Source organism: Burkholderia perseverans, from assembly GCF_022870505.1.
GTDB lineage: Bacteria > Pseudomonadota > Gammaproteobacteria > Burkholderiales > Burkholderiaceae > Burkholderia > Burkholderia plantarii.
This window is the reverse complement of record NZ_CP045094.1, coordinates 3,820,591-3,840,523: the sequence shown is the minus strand read 5'-3', so window position 1 is coordinate 3,840,523 and position 19,933 is coordinate 3,820,591. Positions and strand designations below refer to the sequence as shown.

The window sequence follows — 19,933 nt, the reverse complement described above, 5'->3', positions numbered from 1 at the left end:
GGCCGTCGTGTCGGGGAAATGGATGAAAGTCCACAGTCATTATGACAATCTGAAGGTATCGCGCGATGCGCCTCCCGAGGTGATTCGCGCCGCCTATAAAAGTCTCGCGCAGAAGTACCATCCCGATCGCAATCGCGACCCGCGGGCCGCGCAGATCTTCAAGCTCATCCATGCCGCCTATGACGTGCTCAGCGATCCGGCCGCGCGCGCCGATCACGACGACTGGCTGGCGAGAAAGGAGCGCGAGGCGGCGCCTGCCGCGCGTCGCGACGCATCCACGGCGCGCGCGCCCGACCCCGCTGCGGCGGCGCGTCCGCAGCGCCCGCCGCCGGCGCGAACCGGCCCGGGCCGGCGCAGGCTGGGACGCGTGCCGCTGCGTGTCTGGCTGCTGATCGGCGTGATCGCCTGGCTCGGCATCAGCGAGCTGACGAAGCACGTGCATGCGCCGGACAAGGTGGAAAGCGCCGCGCCGCCGCCGGTCGAGACCCCCGCCGGGTCGTACACGCCGCCGTCGCCGGGCGCGATTCCGCTGACGAAGGACGGCCCGCGCTACGTCCGTCCCGCGTTCGCGCCCAACGGGCTGGCGTGGCCGGAGCGGGCTGCCTATCTGAGCGGCTATCCGGTGTCGGCGAACGACGGTCATTCGGACATCACGATCGACAACACCGGCAATCCGTTCGACCTGTACGGCAAGCTGATCCGCGTCGACGAGACGGCGGGGCCGGCGGTGGTTCGCCAGTTCTTCATTCCGGCCGGCCGGTCGTTCCAGCTTCAGACGCTCACGCCCGGCCGCTACGATCTGCACTACCGGCAGCTGGACGACGGCGGCACCTTCGGGACCGAGCGCATCGGACTGCGGGAATACGCCACCGACGGCGATCTCCACTATCGGAGCGTGAGCGTCACGGTGCCGGGCGGCGGCATGAGCCCGCGGCCGATCGCGGACGACATGTTCTAACGCTTCACGTCGAATCCACGGCGATCGCCGGCCTACCGCATTCCCGCGAGATCTACGCCTCGCGCATCACCGCCTGGAAGCCGATGTTGCGCGACTCGGCATGGAACATCGCGCTGGCGTTGACCTCGCGGGTCCGGCCGACGATCGCCGCGAACGCGTCCAGCAGCGGCCGTCCTTCGCCGCACAGGTAAGCCGTCCGTTCGCGGATCGACTTCGCGCCTTCGAGGCGCGCCCGCGCCGCCGCGAGGTCGATGCCGTCCAGGCTGACGTCCTCGGCGAGCGCGCCGGCCGCGGCGGGCGGCGCGCCCGCGGCCGTCGAGCCCGGCGCGTGGCGCTGCACCTGCCGCGCCGTTTCGGCCACGCGCCGGAACGGCGCCGACGCGTAGTAGCGGAAGAACTCGTTGGTCTTCGGCGCGTCTTCCAGCGGCGTGCCGTCCCGCGCCGCGCGGGCCTTCGCGTCGAGGAACTCGGCATAGCGCTGCACCGTGTCGACGATCGTCGAGGCGGTGGCGAAGTAGCCGTTGCGCACGCGCGGATGCGCGTCGAAGCGCGCCGCGAGCCCGGCCGGCGTGGCCGCGTCCGGATGGTCGAGCAGCGCGGCGAGCTTCGGATGCTGCAGCATCAGGTAGCTGAGGTCCGAGCCCATGATCTCGCCTTCGAAGCCCTGCGCCGAGTCGGTGTGCGAGATACCCGGCGTGAACATGCCGACATGGGTCGGCACCGTCACCGAGAGGTTGAGGCCGGCGTTCTGGTTGTTGAGCACGCGCACGTATTGCAGATGCGTCGAGCCCATGCCGAGCCCCGGCGGCTGCCGGAACTTCATCACGATCGCGCTGCCTTCCGAGGCGTCGAACACGAGCCCCTGCATCTGCCGCGCGATTTCGGCGCTGTCGATCTTGGGCTGGTCGGTGGCGAGCGCCTCGTTGAGCCGGCCGACCGCGCCGCGCACCGCCGCCTGCAGCGCGGCGCCGGCGAGCGGCTTGCCGCCGTTCGCGGTGAGCGTGATCTGCCAGAACCTGCCGACCCGGCTCGGGTTGATCTGGTGGTCGGCGTAGAGGAATTTCGCCTCGGCCGAGAGCGTCAGGCCGCCCGTGTCGCTGGCGATGCTGACCGGCCCGAGCGACTTCTGCCAATGGCCGAGCAGCGCGCCGAGCGCGTTGATCTCCGCGCCGCCCGAGGCCGTGGCGCGCACCAGCACGTCCCAGCGCTGCCACAGCGCCTGCTCCTTGAGCGGGCCGTTCTTCTGCACGTCGTGCTTCTTCATCGGCAGATAGAGGCGGTCGAGCAGCTCGCGCGCCTCCGCATAGCCGCGGTCGGCCTGCTGCGCGGCTTGCGCGTGGGCCACGTCGCCGTGCGAGAGGCGCTCCTTGGTGATGCCGAGGTGCGTGCCCACCGCGCCGAGCGCGAGGCTGATGCTGGCCTGGCTGGCCGCCACGAACCGCTCGGGGCGGGCCAGCGCGTCGGCGCGCGAGTAGCCGCCGTGCCAGACTTCCGCGTTGATCCGCTCGAACGCCTCGCCGCGCAGCGCGTCCAGCTGTTCGCGCGCCGGCCGCGGCAGCGCGCGGTCGCTGCGCGCGAGCAGCGTGGCGGCATCCTCGATGAAGTTCAGGTAGAGATGCCGGAGCCCGTCCGCCTCGGCCGCGGCGCGCTCGAGCTGCGCCACGGAGGGCTCGGCGATCGCGTTGCGGAACTGCGCGGGGATCGACGCCTCGTCGCCGTAGAGTTCGCGCACGGGCGCCGCCATGGCCGGCATCGCCTCGTTGCCGGCCGCGCCCTGCAGGCGTTGGCGCATCAGGTCGTAGAGCCGCAGCGCGGGCGGCGTGGCGGCGCCGCAGCGGGCGTCGAGTCGCTGGTGTAGCGCGAGGGTCGCCCGGAAGTCCTTGTGATGCGCCGGATCGAGGATCTGGTGCGGGGCGTTGGTCGTCTCGGTGAAGAACTGCAGCAGGTCGCCGCGCGCGAGCAGGTCGAACGTGCCGTCCGCGCCGAGGTTCGCGCTGCCGTCCGTGGCGCGGCCGAGGCTGCCGTCGACGGCCAGCGTCGCCTCGCGGAACGCCACGCGGCGGTCCGCGTAGGCCACCGAGTCCGGCACGTCGCGGCGCGGCGCGGGCGGCAGCGGCTGCCGGTCGGCGATGCGCCGGCGCAGCACGTCGCCGGTGGCGGGGTAGGCCTGCGCGACGATCGCATCGAACACCGGCGCGCCGCCGTGCGCGCGCTGCTGCTCGTCGAGCGCCATCGCGAGCAGCGCGGTCTTCACGCCGTTGAAGCCCTTGGCGAGCTTCCGGTCGGTCAGGAAGTACGGCCGCTCCGGCGCCGGCACGTAGTTGCGGTTGAGGCCCTGCGAGACCTTGTCCTTGAAGTGTTCCCAGCCGTGGACGAGCTTGCGCGTCTTCGGGCCGGACGAGGTGATCCACGAACGGTTCGCGTCCATGTTGGCCACCAGCTTCACGAGTTCGCGCAGGTCGTCGTGCTCGAAGTAGGTGCCGCCGGCCGAGTACGCGGCCTGGCCGTTCAGGCGCGCGGCCCAGTTCGCGATCTTGCTGCCGATGCCGCCCTGCAGCGCGACGCTGTACGAGGTCCAGAAATCGATGTCGCGGTCGTCGTCGGAGAAGAAGGTCCGGCCGGCCGACGCGCTGCCGCTGACGTTGCCCACGCCGACCGAGTATTCGAGGCTCGCGCCGGTGCTGGTCGCGACGTTCGGTCCGGACACGCCCTGGCTGATGCCGGGCGCGACGCGTTCGAGCCGCGCGACCTCGCGCTCGGCGTAGTGCGCCATCAGGTCGGGAGCCGCGGCGCTCAGATGGATGCGCTTGAGCTCCGTCAGCAGGCCGGCGAGCAGGAAGTACGACATGGCCCGCTCGCGCGCCGGCACGCCGCCGGCGGAGTTGCCGCGGTTCGCGTGATCGCGGTCGAGGTAGCGCGCCAGCACGCGCGCGGCGCGCGACGCGCGGGCGAAGCCGTCGCGGATCGCGAGGCCGCGCTGGTCCGGGCGCAGGCCCGGGTCCGCGGCGATCGTGCCGATCCCGGCGAGCTCGTCGGCGAGCCGCTCGCGCAGGCGCGTGCCGGCGGCGGACGCGGGGATCTCGGGCAGCGCCGCGGCCAGCGCGGCGACGGTCTGCTGCAGGTGCGCGACGTCGAGGCCCAGTTCCGTATCGATCACGGCGCCGTCGGGCAGTGCGACGGCGGCGGGCGCGGGCGCCTCGATCGCCGCGGGCGCGTCGAGCCGGATGCGCGCATCGGTGGGCGCGGCGTCGCTTCCGGTATCGGGCGTGCCGTGCCGCTGCGCGGCCTCGCGTTGCAGCGCGCGCACCTCACGCTTCGACAGCGCCGCCGGATCGGCGAGCCGGCGCGCCAGTTCCGCGTCGCCGAGCGCGGCGGCCCCGGCGATCTGCGTGCGCGCCGTGTGCCGGTCGAGCGCCGTGCGCATCGCGTTCGGCAGGCGCGAGGTGCGCAGCGGCCGCGGCTGTTGCGGCGGCGTATCGGTGGAGATATCGGCGGGGGCGTTGGCCGGCGCGTGGGCCGCGGCCTGCCGCTGCGTCGCTTCGCGATGCAGCGCGCGCACGCCGCGCCCGTTCAGGTTCGGATTGCGGGCCGCCAGTGCCAGCTCGCCGTCGCTGAGGTTGCTCGTGCTCGCGGCCTGCTTGCGGGCGGTCACCTTATCGACGAGATTGCGCAGCCCGTCCGGCAGTGCGCTGCTGTCGCGCGCGCGTCGCTCGAGCGCCTGGAGCGGCTCCGCGGTCGGGCGCTCCTCCTGCGGCTCGGTGCGCGTGTACCCGGGGACGATGCTCGTTGGCTTCATGCAGGCTCCAGCAGGATGCGGACGGCCGGCGGCATCCGTTTGCCGGCTCCGTCACGATGCTCGATGCCGGCGCGGCTTGCGAGGGCCGCCGGAACTGGGCAAACGGGGGATGCCGCGCGGAAGGCCGTCAGCGGCCGGGGGTGACCGGTGGTTCGGACCCGGGGCGCACGCGCCCCTGTTATCGCGCATGGTATGTATTTGCCACCGTGCCGAGGCAATCCGGGGCGAAGCGGCGAATAAGGGGGCGAAGCATGGGGCGGCCCGGGAGGCGTGCGCATGACGGCGGCAACACGGCGACTGTCGGCGCGTCCGGGCAAGGCATGACGACCGGGGCGCCTAGCCATGCCGCCGCGCCGGCGGTCGGCGCTTTCCCGCGCCCGTATAAGCTAACGGCTTTGCCGCGCCACGCGCGCCTGCGCGCGCCGCCGTCCTGCTCGCTCAGTCAAGGTGTAAACCCTTATTTTTGCTGAGTCTATTATCAACCTACACTGTGTCTACAGTTTGTAGACAATGGAAACATGTCCAAACAGAAGCTTCAGCCGGCCGCCGTGGATGCCGATTCGGGTCCGGCGTCGGATCGCAAGAACGTGATGTCGGCGACGCTGCGTCGGCGCATCGTGAGCATGGAGCTCGCGCCGGGCGCCGTGGTCGACGAGCTGGCGCTGAGCGAGGAGTTCGGGCTCTCGCGTCCGCCGGTGCGCGAGCTGATGCGCCAGATGGCGGCGGAGGGCTACCTGGAACTGGAGCCGAACCGTCCGGCGCGCGTGTCGCCGATGAGCCACCAGTCGCTGCGTAGTTTCTTCCTCGCGGCGCCGCTCATCTACGTGGCGACCACGCAGCTGGCGGCCGACAACGCCACGCCCGAGGACGTGGCGCGGCTGCGGGAGGTCCAGGCGCGGTTTCGCGCGGCGATCGAGGCGAACGATCTGCAGGCGCGCGTGTTGCACAACGAGGCGTTCCATTGCGAGATCGGCCAGATCGCCCGCAACGCTTACCTGATGCCGAGCCTGCGGCGCGTGCTGATCGATCACGCGCGGCTCGGCAAGGTGTTCTACCGGTCGCCGGCCACCAGCGACATGCAGCAGGACCTGGAGCGGGCGGTAGAGCAGCACGACGAGATCATCGAGGCGATCGCGCGACGCGATCCGCAGCGGGCGGGCGAGCTGGTGCGCAGCCACATGGAGCTGTCGCGCCGGCGCATGACCGAATACGTGGTGCCCGAGGGGCTGGACATTCCGATCCAGTTCTGACGGCCGGCGGCACCTGACACGCCGCTGCCGCGCGCGCCGACGAGGCGTGAGCGACAGCGGCTTTATTGGAAACATCGAGATTAGGAATGCTAAAGGTCAATTCACTGCCGGCCGACGACAAGGCATGCGGCTGGTATCACACGAGCCGGCCGCGCACGCCGACCGCGCCGCACGCCGGTGAATCGACGGCGCGCTGGGCGGTGGTGGGGGCCGGCTTCACGGGCCTGGCCGCGGCGCGCCGGCTCGCGCTGAACTTCCCCGACGACGAGATCCTGCTCGTCGAGGCGCAGGAAGTGGGCTTCGGCACCTCGGGGCGCAACGCCGGCTTCGCGATCGACCTGCCGCACGACATCGGCGCCGACGACTATATCGGCGACATCGCCACGGCCAAGTCGACCATGAAGCTGAACCTGCTCGGCCAGACGATCCTGCGCGAACTCGTCGACGAGCACGGCATCGACTGCAGCATGCGCATGTCGGGCAAGTACCAGGCCGCCGTCGAGGCGCGCGGCGTGGCCGTGCTCGAAGCCTACCGGCGCGGCCTCGACAGGCTTGGCCAGCCCTACCAGATGATCGACGGGCGCGAGCTGCCCGCCCACATCGGCACCGCGTTCTACCGGCAGGCGCTGTTCACGCCGGGCACCGTGCTCGTGCAGCCGTCGGCGCTCGTCAAGGGGCTGGCCGACAGCCTGCCGCCCAACGTCACGCTCTGCGAGGGCACGGCCATCACCGGCGTCGAATACGGCGAGCGGATCGTGCTCGCGCATCGCAACGGCCGCATCGTCGCCGACAAGCTGGTGCTCGCGAACAACGCGTTCGGCGCGCGCTTCGGCTTCCTGCAGCAGACCATGCTGCCGGTGTTCCTCTACGCGAGCCTGACCCGGCCGCTGACCGAGGCCGAGCAGGCGGCGCTGGGCGGCCAGCCGTTCTGGGGCGTGATTCCGGCCGATCCGTTCGGCAGCACGCTGCGGCGCACGCACGACAACCGCATCCTGGTGCGCAACAGCTTCAGCTTCAACCCGAACGGGCTGCCGAAGGAGAAGTGCCTGCCGCGCTGCGCCGAGCGCCACCGGCTGTCGTTCGCGCGGCGCTTCCCGATGCTGCCCGAGGTGGGATTCGACTACACGTGGAGCGGTTCGCTCGCGTTATCTCAAAACCACAAGGGCTTCTTCGGGCAGCTCGCGCCGAACGTCTACGGCGCGCTGTGCTGCAACGGCCTCGGCATCACGCGCGGCACCGTGACGGGCACGCTGCTGGCCGACTGGCTCGCAGGCAAGCGCAGCGAGCAGATCGATTTCCTGCTGGCCACCTCCGGCCCGAGCCGCAACCCGCCCGAGCCGCTGCTCTCGCTCGGCGTCAACGCGACGTTGTGGTGGGGGCAGCGCAAGGCCGGCTTCGAGAGCTGAGCGCAACACGGCAAGCAGGACCGGCAGGACAGCCAAGCGAGACGAACCCGGCGAACTCCGCGAGCCGGCGCGAACGGGATGCATCCAACGATCGATCGACCAGACGGCATGAACACGATCAGTACAACGAATCGAGATACTCGACAGACGCAGCGTGATTCATTCGCCGATCCACATGGAAGGAGACAGACAATGCCGCATCAACCCCCGTCCATCGAGGACGTGCCGCTCAACGGCTTTCACCAGCTGCTCACGATCCGTTCGGGCGGCGGCTGGCTCATGGACGGCTACGTGCTCAGCATCATCGGCGTCGCGCTCGTGCAGTTCTCCGACGCGCTCGCGCTCACCAGCTTCTGGCAGGGCATGGTGGCCGCCTCGGCGCTGATCGGCATCTTCTTCGGCGGCTTCGCGGGCGGCTGGCTCAGCGATCGCCTCGGGCGCCGCAAGCCCTACTTCTTCGGTCCGGCGATCTTCTTCGTCTGCTCGCTCGCGCAGTTCTGGGTGCAGTCGGGCGAGGCGCTGTTCGTGCTGCGCTTCCTGATCGGCGTGGGGGTGGGCATCGAGTATCCGGTGGCCGGTTCGCTGCTGGTCGAATTCATGCCGCGCAAGTATCGCGGCCCGCGCCTCGCCGCGCTGACGATCATCTGGTTCTTCGGCGCCGCGCTCGCCTACATCGTCGGCAATCTGATCCTGAGCCGCGGCGGCGCCGACGCGTGGCGCTGGGTGCTGGCGAGTCCGGCCGCGATCGGCCTGGTGCTGTTCCTGATCCGCATCGGCACGCCCGAGTCGCCGCGCTGGCTGCTCGGCAAGGGCCGCGTCGACGAGGCCGAGCGCGTGATCCGGCAGGTCAACGGCCCGTCGTTCTCGGTGGCGAACCTGCCGGAGGAACCGGCGCAACGCAAGCTCCTGCTGCGCTCGCTGCTGCATGCCGGCTACGGCAAACGCATGCTGTTCGTCACGGTGTTCTGGAGCTGCTCGGTGATCCCGGTGTTCGCGGTGTATTCGTTCGCGCCGCGCGTGCTGCAGGCGCTGCACCTGACGGGGCAGTGGGAGTCGCTCGGCTCGGTGGCGATCACGCTGCTGTTCGTGGTCGGCTGCGTGATCGCCACGCGCGTCATCAACGCGCTCGGGCGCCGCGCCATGGTGATCCACAGCTTCCTCTGGTCGGGCCTCGCGCTGCTGGCGCTCGGCGCCAGCTCGAACGGCCCGGCGCCGCTGATCCTGATCCTGTTCGGCGCCTACGCGGTGCTGATCGGCGGCGCGCAGGTGCTGCAGCTCGTCTATCCGAACGAGATCTTCCCGACCGACATCCGCGCCTTCGCGGTCGGCATGGGGGCCTCGCTGTCGCGGATCGGCGCGGCGATCGGCACCTGGGCCGTGCCGATCGCGCTGCATACGATCGGCATCGGCAACACCATGTACGTGGCCGCGGCCGTCTCGTTCGTGGGCCTCGCGGCATCGCTGGCGCTCGCGCCGGAGACGCGCTCGCTGAGCCTGCAGGAGGCCGCCTCGCTGAACCACTGACTTTTCCCGCCGGCGCGCCCGCCCGCACGGCCGCGGCGCGCCGTTCGTCAACACGCTCTTTTGCGGAAGCACATCATGAACTTCGAAGGTATCTACACGCCGGCCATCACGCCGCTGAACGACGCGGGACAGGTCGACCACGCGGCGTTCGCCGACGTGCTCGAATCGCTGATCGCGGCCAGCGTCCACGGCATCATCATCGGCGGTTCGACCGGCGAATACTATGCGCAGACCGCGCAGGAACGCTTCGAGCTGGGCGCCCGCGCGAGGCAGGTGATCGGCTCGCGCGTGCCGCTCGTGATCGGTACCGGCGCGGTGCGCACCGAGGATTCGGTCGACTACGCGAAGGCGGCCCGCGAGATCGGCGCCGACGCGATCCTGGTCGGCTCGCCGCCCTACGCGCTGCCGACGCAGCACGAGAACGCCGTGCACGCGCTGGCCATCGACCGCGCGGCCGGCCTGCCCGCGATGCTCTACAACTATCCGGCGCGCATGGGCGTGTCGATGGACCGCGAATTCTTCCGCACCGTCACGGCGGCCTCGAAGAACTTCGTCGCCATCAAGGAAAGCTCGGGGCAGACGGCGCAGCTGCACATGCTCGCGCGCGAGTTTCCGCAGATCGCCGTGTCGTGCGGCTGGGACGACCAGGCGCTCGAATTCTTCGCCTGGGGCGCGCGCAGCTGGGTGTGCGCGGGCTCGAACTTCCTGCCGCGCGAGCACGTCGCGCTGTACCAGGCCTGCGCGGTCGAGAAGGATTTCGACAAGGGCCGCCGCATCATGTCGGCGATGCTGCCGCTGATGGATTTCCTCGAATCGGGCAAGTTCGTGCAGTCGATCAAGTATGGCTGCGAGCTGGCCGGGCTGCGCACCGGCGCCGTGCGCGCGCCGCTCGGCGCGCTCGATGACGCGGAGAAGCAGGCGCTGCGCGAGGTGATCGCCGCGGTCAAGCAGGAAGTGGCCGTGGCCACCGGGGAGCCGCGCTGATGGCCGAACTGCTCAGCGCATCGGGCTACGCGGCGCTGGCCGCGAAGCTGCGCGTCCCGACCCTTGCGTTCGTCGACGGCGCGTTTCGCGCGGCGGCGTCGGGCGCGACGTTTTCCACCGTCAATCCGGCCACCGGCGAGCCGCTCGCCGAGCTTGCCGCCTGCAACGCCGACGACGTCGAGCTGGCCGTCGCGGCGGCGCGACGCGCGTTCGAGGACGGCCGCTGGCGGCGGCTCGCGCCGGCGGCCCGCAAGGCGATCCTGCTGAAGTTCGCCGACCTGCTCGAGCAGCACGCGCACGAGCTGGCCACCATGGAGAGCCTCGACAGCGGCAAGCCGATCCGCGAATGCCAGAACACCGACGTGCCGGAGACGATCCACACGATCCGCTGGCACGCCGAGTCGATCGACAAGATCTACGACCACACCGCGCCGGCCGGTTCGGCCGCGCTGGCGCTGGTGGTGCGCGAGCCGATCGGCGTGGTCGGCCTGGTGCTGCCGTGGAATTTCCCGCTGCTGATGCTGGCCTGGAAGATCGGCCCGTCGCTGGCGGCCGGCTGCTCGGTGATCGTCAAGCCCGCGATGGAAACCACGCTGACCGCGCTGCGCGTGGCCGAGCTGGCCCACGAGGCGGGCGTGCCGGCCGGCGTGTTCAACGTGCTGCCGGGCGGCGGCGCCGAGGTGGGCGAGCCGCTGGGCCGGCATCCGGACGTGGACATGATCAGCTTCACGGGCTCGACGGCCACCGGCCGGCGCTTCCTCAAGTATTCGGCGGAGTCGAACCTGAAGCGCGTGGTGCTCGAATGCGGCGGCAAGAACCCCGCCGTGGTGCTGCCCGACGCGCCCGATCTCGACGCGGTCGCGCAGCACGTCGTCAATGGCGCGTTCTGGAACATGGGCGAGAACTGCTCGGCCTCGTCGCGGCTGATCGTCCATGCCGACATCAAGGACGCGCTGCTGGAACGCATCGGCGTCCAGCTGCGCGACTGGAAGATGGGCGACCCGCTCGATCCCGAGTACCGCATCGGCGCGCTCGTCAGCCGGACCCACTTCGAGAAGGTGCGTTCGTACCTGACCCAGGCGCAGGCGGAAGGGCTGCCGGTCCGCTTCGGCGGCGACACCGCCGGCGAGATCTTCGTCGCGCCGACGGTGGTGGACGGCGTCGGTCCGGCGAGCCGCCTGTTCCGCGAGGAAATCTTCGGCCCGCTGCTGGCGGTCACCACCTTCACGACCATCGCCGAGGCCGTCGCGCTCGCCAACGACTCGGTCTACGGGCTCGCCGCGTCGGTCTACACCGGCAGCCTGAACCACGCGATCCGGCTGTCGCGCGAGATCCGGGCCGGCGTGGTGACGGTCAACTGCTTCGGCGAGGGCGATATCACGACGCCGTTCGGCGGCTACAAGGAATCGGGTTTCGGCGGGCGCGACAAGTCCGTCTGGGCGCACGACCAGTACACCGAGATCAAGACCATCTGGATCGACGTGCCGCAGATGCTTGCCTGACCACCGCGATATCGCGTAACGTCGCCGGCCGCGCCCCGCACAGGGGCCGGCCGGCGTTCGACGTTTGTCGCGCCCGCGGGCGCGGAGGAAACCGAATGAACAGAAGCAGGTGGAAAGCATGAAAAGCAGAAACCAGGCCACGCTCGCCGGACTCGGCGCGGTCCTGTTGTGGGCCTCGGTGGTGGCCCTCGTCCGCGGCCTCAGCGAGCGCCTCGGCGCGACCGGCGGCGCGGCCATGATGTACAGCGCCGCGTCGCTGCTGTTGCTGTGCGTGGTCGGCTTCCCGCGGCTGCGCACGCTGCCGCGCGCGTACCTGATCTGGGGCGGCCTGCTGTTCGTGGTCTACGAACTGTGCCTGTCGCTGTCGATCGGCTACGCGGACAACGGCCGGCAGGCGATCGAGGTCGGCATGGTCAATTACCTGTGGCCGACCTTCACGATGGCGGCCGCGATCCTGTTCAACGGGCAGCGCGCGAGCCTGCTCGTGGTGCCCGGCTTCGTGCTCTCGATGCTCGGCATCGGCTGGGTGCTCGGCGGCGAGCACGGCTTCGACGTGGCCGGGATGATCGGCAACGTGCGGCTCAATCCGCTCAGCTACGGGCTGGCGTTCCTCGGCGCGCTGGTCTGGGCCGGCTACTGCACCGTGACGGCGCGCATCGCCAACGGCAAGAACGCCGTCACGCCGTTCTTCATGGCGGTATCGGCCGCGCTCTGGATCAAGTACGGCCTCGACGGGGGCGGCGCGATGCACTTCGACCTGCCTGCGTTCGTCTACCTGCTGCTGGCGGCCGCCGCGATGGGCTTCGGCTACGCGGCCTGGAACGTCGGGATCATGCACGGCAACCTCACGATCGTGGTGGGCGCCTCGTATTTCACGCCGGTGCTCGCCGCGGCGCTGGCCGCCGCGCTGCTGCACGCGCCGCTGTCGCTGCAGTTCTGGGAAGGCGCGCTGATGGTGTGCGGCGGCTCGATTCTCTGCTGGCTCGCCACGCGCGGCCGCCAATCCGGCCCGCGCGCCGTCGCGCCGGACGCCGCTTCGGCCGGCCGCGCCGTCCGGGGCTCGCGCCACGGCCGCCAGGGCTGCTGACGGCACTCCGGCTCGCGGCGCGGCCGGTGCCTGCCGATCGCGCCGCGCGCACCCGGCCGGGTCGAACGCCGGCCAAACCCGTCTCTTGCCGGCGGCGCGCCGCGGCGCGTCCCCCTCCCACGCATACCAGTTTCCTCAACTGGTCTTATACAGGTCTTGTCACTTCACCAGAACGGTGCCACCTGACACCACTCCCGCCCTTGTCCCGAAATTCCATGTCGGGGTAAATACCGAGTCGAAAAAGCCTGATAAACAAGGCGCTGTCTGCACTAAAACGCCGATGCGGCGCGGCATTCCGGCGATCGACCGGGATCCGTCCAGTTAAATTGACTGGTATTAGTTTGGTTATATAATCAGCTCGCTTCGGCCGGGGTCGGCCCGTCGCGGCCCACCGGCCGACGACGCCACCACCGCCCCGCCTGGACGACGGGCACACGCCTTGCCGCGCGCCCGCGCGGGAGTTCCGCAGGGAACCCGCCGCGCCGCCGCGCTGTCCCGTCCATCAGCCGCCGTCATCGAGGCATCGGTGCCATGTCCATCGGCGCCCGCCGGCCGGCTTCCTCTCGCAACCCGCATGACCCGGATACAAGTGAACGAGATGCTGACCGGAAACCTACTGACCGCCGAAGGCTGGCGCTACGGCACGATCGAGTTCGGCAACGGCCGGATCACCGCGCTGTCGGGGCACGCCGTCGATCCGTCGAAGAACGACGCGCCGTACATCGTGCCGGGCTTCATCGACCTGCACGTCCACGGCGGCGGCGGCGCCGACGTGATGGAGGGTGGCGACGCGATCGAGACGATCGGCCGGACCCATGCCCGCTACGGCACCACCAGCCTGCTCGCCACTACCATGACGGCGCCGCGCGACGAACTGATGAAGGTGGTCGCGCAGCTCGGCGAGCGCGCGCGCAATCGCACCTCGGGCTGCGCGCGCGTGCTCGGCGTGCATCTCGAAGGCCCCTACATCAACCCCGGCAAGCTCGGCGCGCAGCCCGACGCGGCCGTGTCGGCCGCGCTCGACGAGGTGCTGCGCTACCTGGCGATCGCGCCGATCCGCGTGGTCACGCTCGCGCCCGAGATCGCCGGCCACATCGAGATCATCTCGGAGATGGCCGCGCGCGGCGTGCGCGTGCAGCTCGGCCATTCGCTCGCCACCTACGAGGACGGCGTCGCCGCGCTCAAGCACGGCGCCTGCGGCTTCACCCACCTGTTCAACGCGATGTCGCCGCTGCACCACCGCAACCCCGGCCTGGTCGGCGCCGCGCTCGCGCACGCCGAGTACGCGGAGATCATCCCCGACCTGCTGCACGTCCACCCGGGCGCGATCCGCGCCGCGCTGCGCGCGATCCCGCGCCTGTACGTGGTGACCGACAGCACCTCGGCCACCGGCATGCCCGACGGCGAATACCGGCTCGGCAGCCAGCATGTCACCAAGTGCCTGGGCGGCGTGCGGCTGGCCGACGGCACGCTGGCCGGCAGCACGCTGACGATGGACCAGGCGTTCCGCAACCTGGTGTCGATCGGGCTGCCGATCGCCGACGTGTCGAACCGGATGTCGCGCTACGCGGCCGACTATCTCGGCCTCGAGGACCGCGGCCGCCTTGCGCGCGGCGCCTGGGCCGACATCGCCGTGTTCGATCGCGACCTGAACCTGAGCGCGACCTACGTCGAAGGAGAATCGATTGTCGAATATGCTTGAAGAGGCGCGCGAAGCGTCCCGCGTGGTCGCCGCGCAACTGGCCGACACCTCGCGCGTCGAGGCGCTCGCCGAGCGCCTGCTGGCCGCGCCGCCGCAGGTGGCGCTGACGGTCGCACGCGGCAGCTCGGACCACGCCGCCAGCTACTTCGCGAGCCTGACGATGAGCCGGCTCGGCGTGCCGGTGGCCTCGCTGCCGATGTCGGTGGCGACGCTGCAGCAGGCGCCGCTGCGCGTGCGCGGCCAGCTCGCGATCGGCTTCTCGCAGTCGGGCAAGAGCCCCGACCTCGTCAACACCCTCACCGCGCTGCGCGACGCCGGCGCGCTGACGGTGGCGGCCGTCAACGTGCTGCCGTCGCCGCTCGCCGACGCCTGCGAATACGCGCTGCCGGTCGAGGCCGGCCCCGAGCTGTCGGTGGCCGCCACCAAGAGCTATATCGCGATGCTGTCGCTGTCGGCGCAGATCGTGGCGCTCTGGCAGCGCGATGCGGCGCTGATGACGGGCCTGCGCGCGCTGCCCGAGACGCTCGCGGGCGCGGGCCTGCTCGACTGGACCGCGGCGATCGACGAGCTGCGCGAGGTCGAGCGCATGATCGTGATCGGCCGCGGGCTCGGCCTCGCGATCGCGCACGAGGCCGCGCTGAAGCTGAAGGAGACCTCCGGCATCCAGGCCGAGGCGTTCTCGAGCGCCGAGGTGCGGCACGGCCCGATGGAGCTGATCGACCGCGACTACCCGCTGCTCGTGTTCGCGCCGCCCGGTCCCGAGCAGGCCGGCCTGCTGCAGCTCGCGGCCGACATGCGCCAGCGCGGCGCGCGGGTGCTGCTGGCCGCGCCCGAAGGCACGCCCGGCGCGTTGCTGCCGCTCGCGCGCGCCGCCCACACGGCGCTCGATCCGATCGCCGCGATCCTGTCGTTCTACGTGATGGCCGCGCATCTGGCGGCCGCGCGCGGGCGCGATCCCGACGCGCCGCGCCACCTGAACAAAGTCACCGAAACACACTGAGCCGCGAGACAGACGATGAGACGTGCCGAGGAGTCCCAGTTGAAGAACGCATCCCCTGACCAGTTCGTCCTGCTCGCGCCGCTGACGGGGCCGGTCGTACCGCTTGCCGAGGTGCCCGATCCGGTGTTCTCGGGCGGCATGTTCGGCGACGGGATCGGCATCGATCCGCTCGAGGGCCGGCTCGTCGCGCCGTGCGCCGGCATCGTCACGCATCTCGCGCGCACCGGCCACGCGGTCACCATCACCACCGCCGAGGGCGCCGAGGTGCTGCTGCACATCGGCATCGACACGGTCGAGCTGAGCGGCCGCGGTTTCACGCCGAAGGTCGAGGCCGGCGTGCGCGTCGAGCCCGGCGACGTGCTGGTCGAGTTCGACACCGACCTCGTCGCGCAGGCCGCGCCGAGCCTCGTGTCGGTGGTGGCGATCGCCAATTCGGACGCGTTCGAGATCGTCGAGCGCGCCGGCAGCGGGCTCGTGCGCGCGGGCGTCTCGCCGCTGCTCACGCTGCGCGCGACCTCGTCCGAGGTGGCCGCCGCCGCGCGCGACGTCGCCGACGCGATGGAGGCGCGCCGCCAGATCACGCTCGCGCACGCGGGCGGCCTGCATGCGCGGCCGGCCGCGCGGGCGCGCGAAGCGGCGCGCGGGCTCGACGCGCGCGTCCACATCCATTTCGGCGAACGGCGCGCGGCGATCGAGAGCGTGGTCGGGCTGCTCGCGCTCGGCGCCGGCGAAGGCGCCGTGATCGAGCTGGTCGGCGTGGGGCCACAGGCGGCCCAGGCCGTCGACGCGATCGCCGAGGAACTGCTGCGCGCCGCCCACGGCGAAGTCGAGACGCGCGCCGCGCATGCGTTCCAGGCGCCGCCCACGGTGCCCCGGACGCCGCACGCGAGCGGCACCGCGCTCGATCCGAACACGCTGGCCGGCGTCTGCGCCGCGCCCGGCATCGCGGTCGGCAAGCTGGTGCGCTGGGACGAGGCCGAGCTGACCCCGCCCGAACTCGCGAGCGGCACGCCGGCGGCCGAGAGCCGCCGGCTCGACAACGCGCTCGCGGCCGTCGACGCGGAACTCGAGCACACGGTGCGCAGCGCCTCGCAGCGCGGCGCGGTGGGCGAGGCCGGGATCTTCGCCGTGCATCGCGTGCTGCTCGAGGATCCGGCGCTGATCGACGCGGCGCGCGACCTGATCAGCCTCGGCAAGAGCGCCGGCCACGCGTGGCGCGAGACCATCCGCGCGCAGATCGCGGTGCTCGGCAAGCTCGACGATCCGCTGCTCGCCGAGCGCGCGGCCGACCTGCGCGATATCGACAAGCGCGTGCTGCGCGCGCTTGGCCTGACCGCCGGCACCGCGCGCGAGCTGCCCGAGGAGGCGGTGCTGGCCGCCGAGGAATTCACGCCGTCCGACCTCTCGTCGCTCGATCGCCAGCGCGTGACCGCGCTCGTGATGGCGCGCGGCGGTGCCACCTCGCACGCGTCGATCATCGCGCGCCAGCTCGGCATCCCGGCGCTGGTGGCGGTCGGCGACGCGCTGTTCGCGATTCCCGAGCAGACCCAGGTGGTGGTCGACGCCACCGCCGGCCGGCTCGAACACGCGCCGACCGCGCTCGACGTCGAACGCGCGCGGCTCGAACGCCAGCGCCTGGCCGGCGTGCGCGAGGCGAACCGGCGCCAGTCGGGCGAGGCGGCCGTGACGGCCGACGCGCGCCGCATCGAGGTAGCCGCCAACATCGCGACGCTCGACGACGCGAAGACGGCGGTCGAGAACGGCGCCGACGCGGTCGGCCTGCTGCGCACCGAGCTGCTGTTCATCCACCGCCAGGCGGCGCCGACCACCGACGAGCACCGCGACAGCTACCAGTCGATCGTCGACGCGCTGCAGGGGCGCACCGCGATCATCCGCACGCTCGATGTGGGCGCGGACAAGGAAGTCGATTACCTGACGCTGCCGCCCGAGCCGAACCCGGCGCTCGGCCTGCGCGGCATCCGCCTCGCGCAGCTGCGCCCGGACCTGCTCGACGATCAGCTGCGCGGCCTGCTCGCCGTGCAGCCGCTCGGCGCGGTGCGGATCCTGCTGCCGATGGTGACCGACGTCGGCGAGCTGGTGCGGATTCGCGAGCGTATCGACGGCTTCGCGCGCGAGGCCGGGCGCAGCGAGCCGATCGAGGTCGGCGTGATGATCGAGGTGCCGTCCGCCGCGCTGCTCGCCGACCAGCTCGCGCAGCATGCCGATTTCCTCTCGATCGGCACCAACGACCTGACCCAGTACACGCTCGCGATGGACCGCTGCCAGGCCGATCTCGCGGCGCTCGCCGACGGGCTGCATCCGGCCGTGCTGCGCCTGATCGAGGTGGCCGTGCGCGGCGCCGAGAAGCACGGCAAATGGGTCGGCGTATGCGGCGCGCTCGGCGGCGATCCGCTCGCCGTGCCGATCCTGATCGGCCTCGGCATCACCGAGCTGTCGGTCGATCCGGTGTCGGTGCCGGGCATCAAGGCGCGCGTGCGCGGCCTCGACTACGCGCTGTGCCGGCAGCGCGCGCAGGATCTGTTGTCGCTCGAATCCGCGCAGGCGGTGCGGGCGGCCAGTCGTGAAATCTGGCCGCAGCAGTGAGCGGTAGCGGAACCGGATTCGCGTCGTGTAGTTCCCCACGCAATATCAACACATCAACAACGAAAGACGAGACGATTTGGAGGTCTGAATGGACGGGAATCCGTTTCTGAGAATACAGAGCCTGGGACGGGCGCTGATGTTGCCGATCGCGGTATTGCCCGTGGCGGGCATATTGCTGCGGCTGGGCCAGTCCGATGTGCTCAACATCAAGATGATCGCCGACGCGGGCGGCGCGGTGTTCGACAACCTGCCGCTGCTGTTCGCGATCGGCGTGGCCGTCGGTTTCGCGAAGGACAACAACGGCGTCGCGGCGCTCGCGGGCGCGATCGGCTACCTGATCGAAACCGCGATCATGAAGGACATCGACCCGAAGCTGAACATGGGCGTGCTGTCCGGGATCATCGCCGGCATCGTGGCGGGGCTGCTCTACAACCGCTACAAGGACATCAAGCTGCCGGACTACCTGGCGTTCTTCGGCGGCAAGCGCTTCGTGCCGATCGTGACAGGCCTCGTCTGCGTGGTGCTCGGGATCGTGTTCGGCTACATCTGGGGGCCGATCCAGAACGTGATCGACGCGGCCGGCCACTGGCTGACCACGGCCGGCGCGATCGGCGCGTTCGTGTACGGGTTCCTGAACCGGCTGCTGCTCGTCACCGGGCTGCACCACATCATCAACTCGCTCGCCTGGTTCGTGTTCGGCAGCTTCACGCCGCCCGGCGGCGGCGCGGCGGTGACGGGCGACCTGCACCGCTTCTTCGCGGGCGACCCGACCGCCGGCGGCTTCATGGCGGGCTTCTTCCCGATCATGATGTTCGGCCTGCCGGCCGCGTGTCTGGCGATGTTCCACGAGGCGCCGAAGGAGCGCCGCGCGGTGGTGGGCGGCCTGCTGTTCTCGATGGCGCTGACCTCGTTCCTGACCGGCGTGACCGAGCCGATCGAATTCAGCTTCATGTTCCTCGCGCCGGTGCTGTACGTGATCCACGCGGTGCTGACGGGGCTCTCGCTCGCGATCTGCCAGCTGCTCGGCGTGAAGCTCGGCTTCACGTTCTCGGCCGGCGCGATCGACTACGTGCTGAACTACGGGCTCTCGACGAAGGGCTGGATCGCGATCCCGCTCGGCCTCGCCTACGCGGTCGCCTACTACGGGCTGTTCCGCTTCTTTATCCGCAAGTTCAACATGGCCACGCCGGGCCGCGAGCCGGCCGGTGACGCGCCGCTGGCCGAGGGCAGCCTCGGCGGCTCGACGGGCGTGGGCGGCGGTTTCGCCGCGGCGCAGGTCGCGGGCGGGGCGGCGGCGCCGCGCGCGGTGCGCTACATCGCGGCGCTCGGCGGTGCGGCGAACCTGACGGTGGTCGATGCCTGCACGACGCGGCTGCGTCTGTCGGTGGTCGATCCGGAGCAGGTGTCCGAGGCGAACCTGAAGGCGATCGGCGCGCGCGGCGTGCTCAAGCGCGGCAGCAGCAGCGTGCAGGTGATCATCGGGCCGGAGGCGGACCTGATCGCCGACGAGATCCGCAGCGCGATCGGCAGCGGCGCGGCCACGGCGGCGGCGGCTCCGACCGCTGCATCGGCGGCGGCGGCAGCGGCGGTGCCGGCCGGCGAGTCTGGTCCGCTCGATCCCGATCCGATGCGCTGGCTCGCCGTGTTCGGCGGCGCGACCAACGTGGTGTCGCTCGACGCGGTCGCGACCACGCGGCTGCGCGTGGTGGTGCGCGATCCGTCGGCCGTCGATCGCGACCGGCTTGCGAGCGTGGACGTGGCCTGGGTGTCGACCGACACGTTCCACATCGTCTGCGGCAGCTCGGCCGCGCGCTACGCGCAGCAGATGTCGACGCGCCTGCCGCCGGCCGGCGGCGGCGCGGCCGTGCAGCCCGCGTGAGCGTTGCGCGGCCTTGCCGCGCGGCCAGCAGAAACGGCGCCCTCGGGCGCCGTTTTTTCATGGCGGAGCGGCGGCCCACGCAGGGGCGCGCCGCCGTGGCCGGCGATCAGCGATCGCGGCCGGATTGGCGCGCGTCGAGCGCTTCATGCGCCTCGTGCGATTCGAGCCACATCGCGTTGATGACGCCGAACGACAGCGCGACGCCGATGCCGAGAATCCAGGTGAAGTACCACATGTGTCG

At 71.1% G+C, this 19,933-nt stretch carries 13 protein-coding genes; 11 read left to right on the top strand and 2 right to left on the bottom strand.

From position 1 onward, the window contains the following. Positions 1–22: 22 nt before the first annotated feature. Positions 23–958: a J domain-containing protein gene (locus tag BpN12_RS31640; protein WP_246796041.1), complete on the top strand. Its 936-nt coding sequence runs from the start codon at positions 23–25 to the stop codon at positions 956–958. Between the two features lie 52 nt (positions 959–1,010). Here BpN12_RS31640 and BpN12_RS31635 read toward each other — a convergent pair whose 3' ends face one another. Continuing rightward, complete coding sequence (locus BpN12_RS31635; protein ID WP_246796040.1) at positions 1,011–4,754, bottom strand: type III effector protein; 3,744 nt, start codon at positions 4,752–4,754, stop codon at positions 1,011–1,013. A gap of 518 nt (positions 4,755–5,272) precedes the next feature. Here BpN12_RS31635 and BpN12_RS31630 point away from each other — a divergent pair. The 10 genes from BpN12_RS31630 to nagE all read left to right on the top strand — a co-directional run bounded on the left by BpN12_RS31630 (position 5,273) and on the right by nagE (position 19,692). Beyond that, the gene (locus tag BpN12_RS31630; protein WP_246796039.1) at positions 5,273–6,004 is read left to right on the top strand and encodes a GntR family transcriptional regulator; all 732 of its coding nucleotides are present in this window, start codon (positions 5,273–5,275) and stop codon (positions 6,002–6,004) included. 86 nt (positions 6,005–6,090) lie between these two features. Beyond that, on the top strand, positions 6,091–7,410 hold the full coding sequence (locus BpN12_RS31625; protein WP_246796038.1) for an NAD(P)/FAD-dependent oxidoreductase: 1,320 nt from the start codon (positions 6,091–6,093) through the stop codon (positions 7,408–7,410). A gap of 192 nt (positions 7,411–7,602) precedes the next feature. Continuing rightward, positions 7,603–8,934, top strand: coding sequence for an MFS transporter (locus tag BpN12_RS31620; RefSeq protein ID WP_246796037.1), 1,332 nt, complete (start codon positions 7,603–7,605; stop codon positions 8,932–8,934). A 75-nt stretch (positions 8,935–9,009) separates the two neighbouring features. Then, entirely contained in the window at positions 9,010–9,918 is a 909-nt protein-coding gene (locus BpN12_RS31615; protein ID WP_246796036.1) for a dihydrodipicolinate synthase family protein, read from the top strand. After that, positions 9,918–11,420, top strand: a complete 1,503-nt coding sequence (locus BpN12_RS31610) for an aldehyde dehydrogenase (RefSeq protein WP_246796035.1) — start codon at positions 9,918–9,920, stop codon at positions 11,418–11,420. Before BpN12_RS31615 ends, BpN12_RS31610 begins: the two co-directional genes overlap by 1 nt. A gap of 118 nt (positions 11,421–11,538) precedes the next feature. After that, positions 11,539–12,507 (top strand): aromatic amino acid DMT transporter YddG, encoded by a 969-nt coding sequence (gene yddG, locus BpN12_RS31605; protein WP_246796034.1) that lies wholly within the window; start codon positions 11,539–11,541, stop codon positions 12,505–12,507. Between the two features lie 598 nt (positions 12,508–13,105). After that, on the top strand, positions 13,106–14,209 hold the full coding sequence (gene nagA, locus BpN12_RS31600; RefSeq protein WP_246798057.1) for an N-acetylglucosamine-6-phosphate deacetylase: 1,104 nt from the start codon (positions 13,106–13,108) through the stop codon (positions 14,207–14,209). Continuing rightward, a complete protein-coding gene (locus BpN12_RS31595; RefSeq protein WP_246798056.1) occupies positions 14,202–15,209 on the top strand; it encodes an SIS domain-containing protein in 1,008 nt (335 codons plus the stop codon). The genes nagA and BpN12_RS31595 overlap by 8 nt, the downstream gene beginning before the upstream one ends. Positions 15,210–15,224: 15 nt before the next feature. Then, positions 15,225–17,813, top strand: a complete 2,589-nt coding sequence (gene ptsP, locus BpN12_RS31590) for a phosphoenolpyruvate--protein phosphotransferase (RefSeq protein ID WP_246796033.1) — start codon at positions 15,225–15,227, stop codon at positions 17,811–17,813. Between the two features lie 88 nt (positions 17,814–17,901). After that, the gene (gene nagE, locus BpN12_RS31585) at positions 17,902–19,692 is read left to right on the top strand and encodes an N-acetylglucosamine-specific PTS transporter subunit IIBC (protein WP_246796032.1); all 1,791 of its coding nucleotides are present in this window, start codon (positions 17,902–17,904) and stop codon (positions 19,690–19,692) included. A 106-nt stretch (positions 19,693–19,798) separates the two neighbouring features. Here the strand turns inward: nagE and cydX are convergent, their stop codons facing one another. Further along, the gene (gene cydX, locus BpN12_RS31580; protein ID WP_246796031.1) at positions 19,799–19,927 is read right to left on the bottom strand and encodes a cytochrome bd-I oxidase subunit CydX; all 129 of its coding nucleotides are present in this window, start codon (positions 19,925–19,927) and stop codon (positions 19,799–19,801) included. Positions 19,928–19,933: the final 6 nt, after the last annotated feature.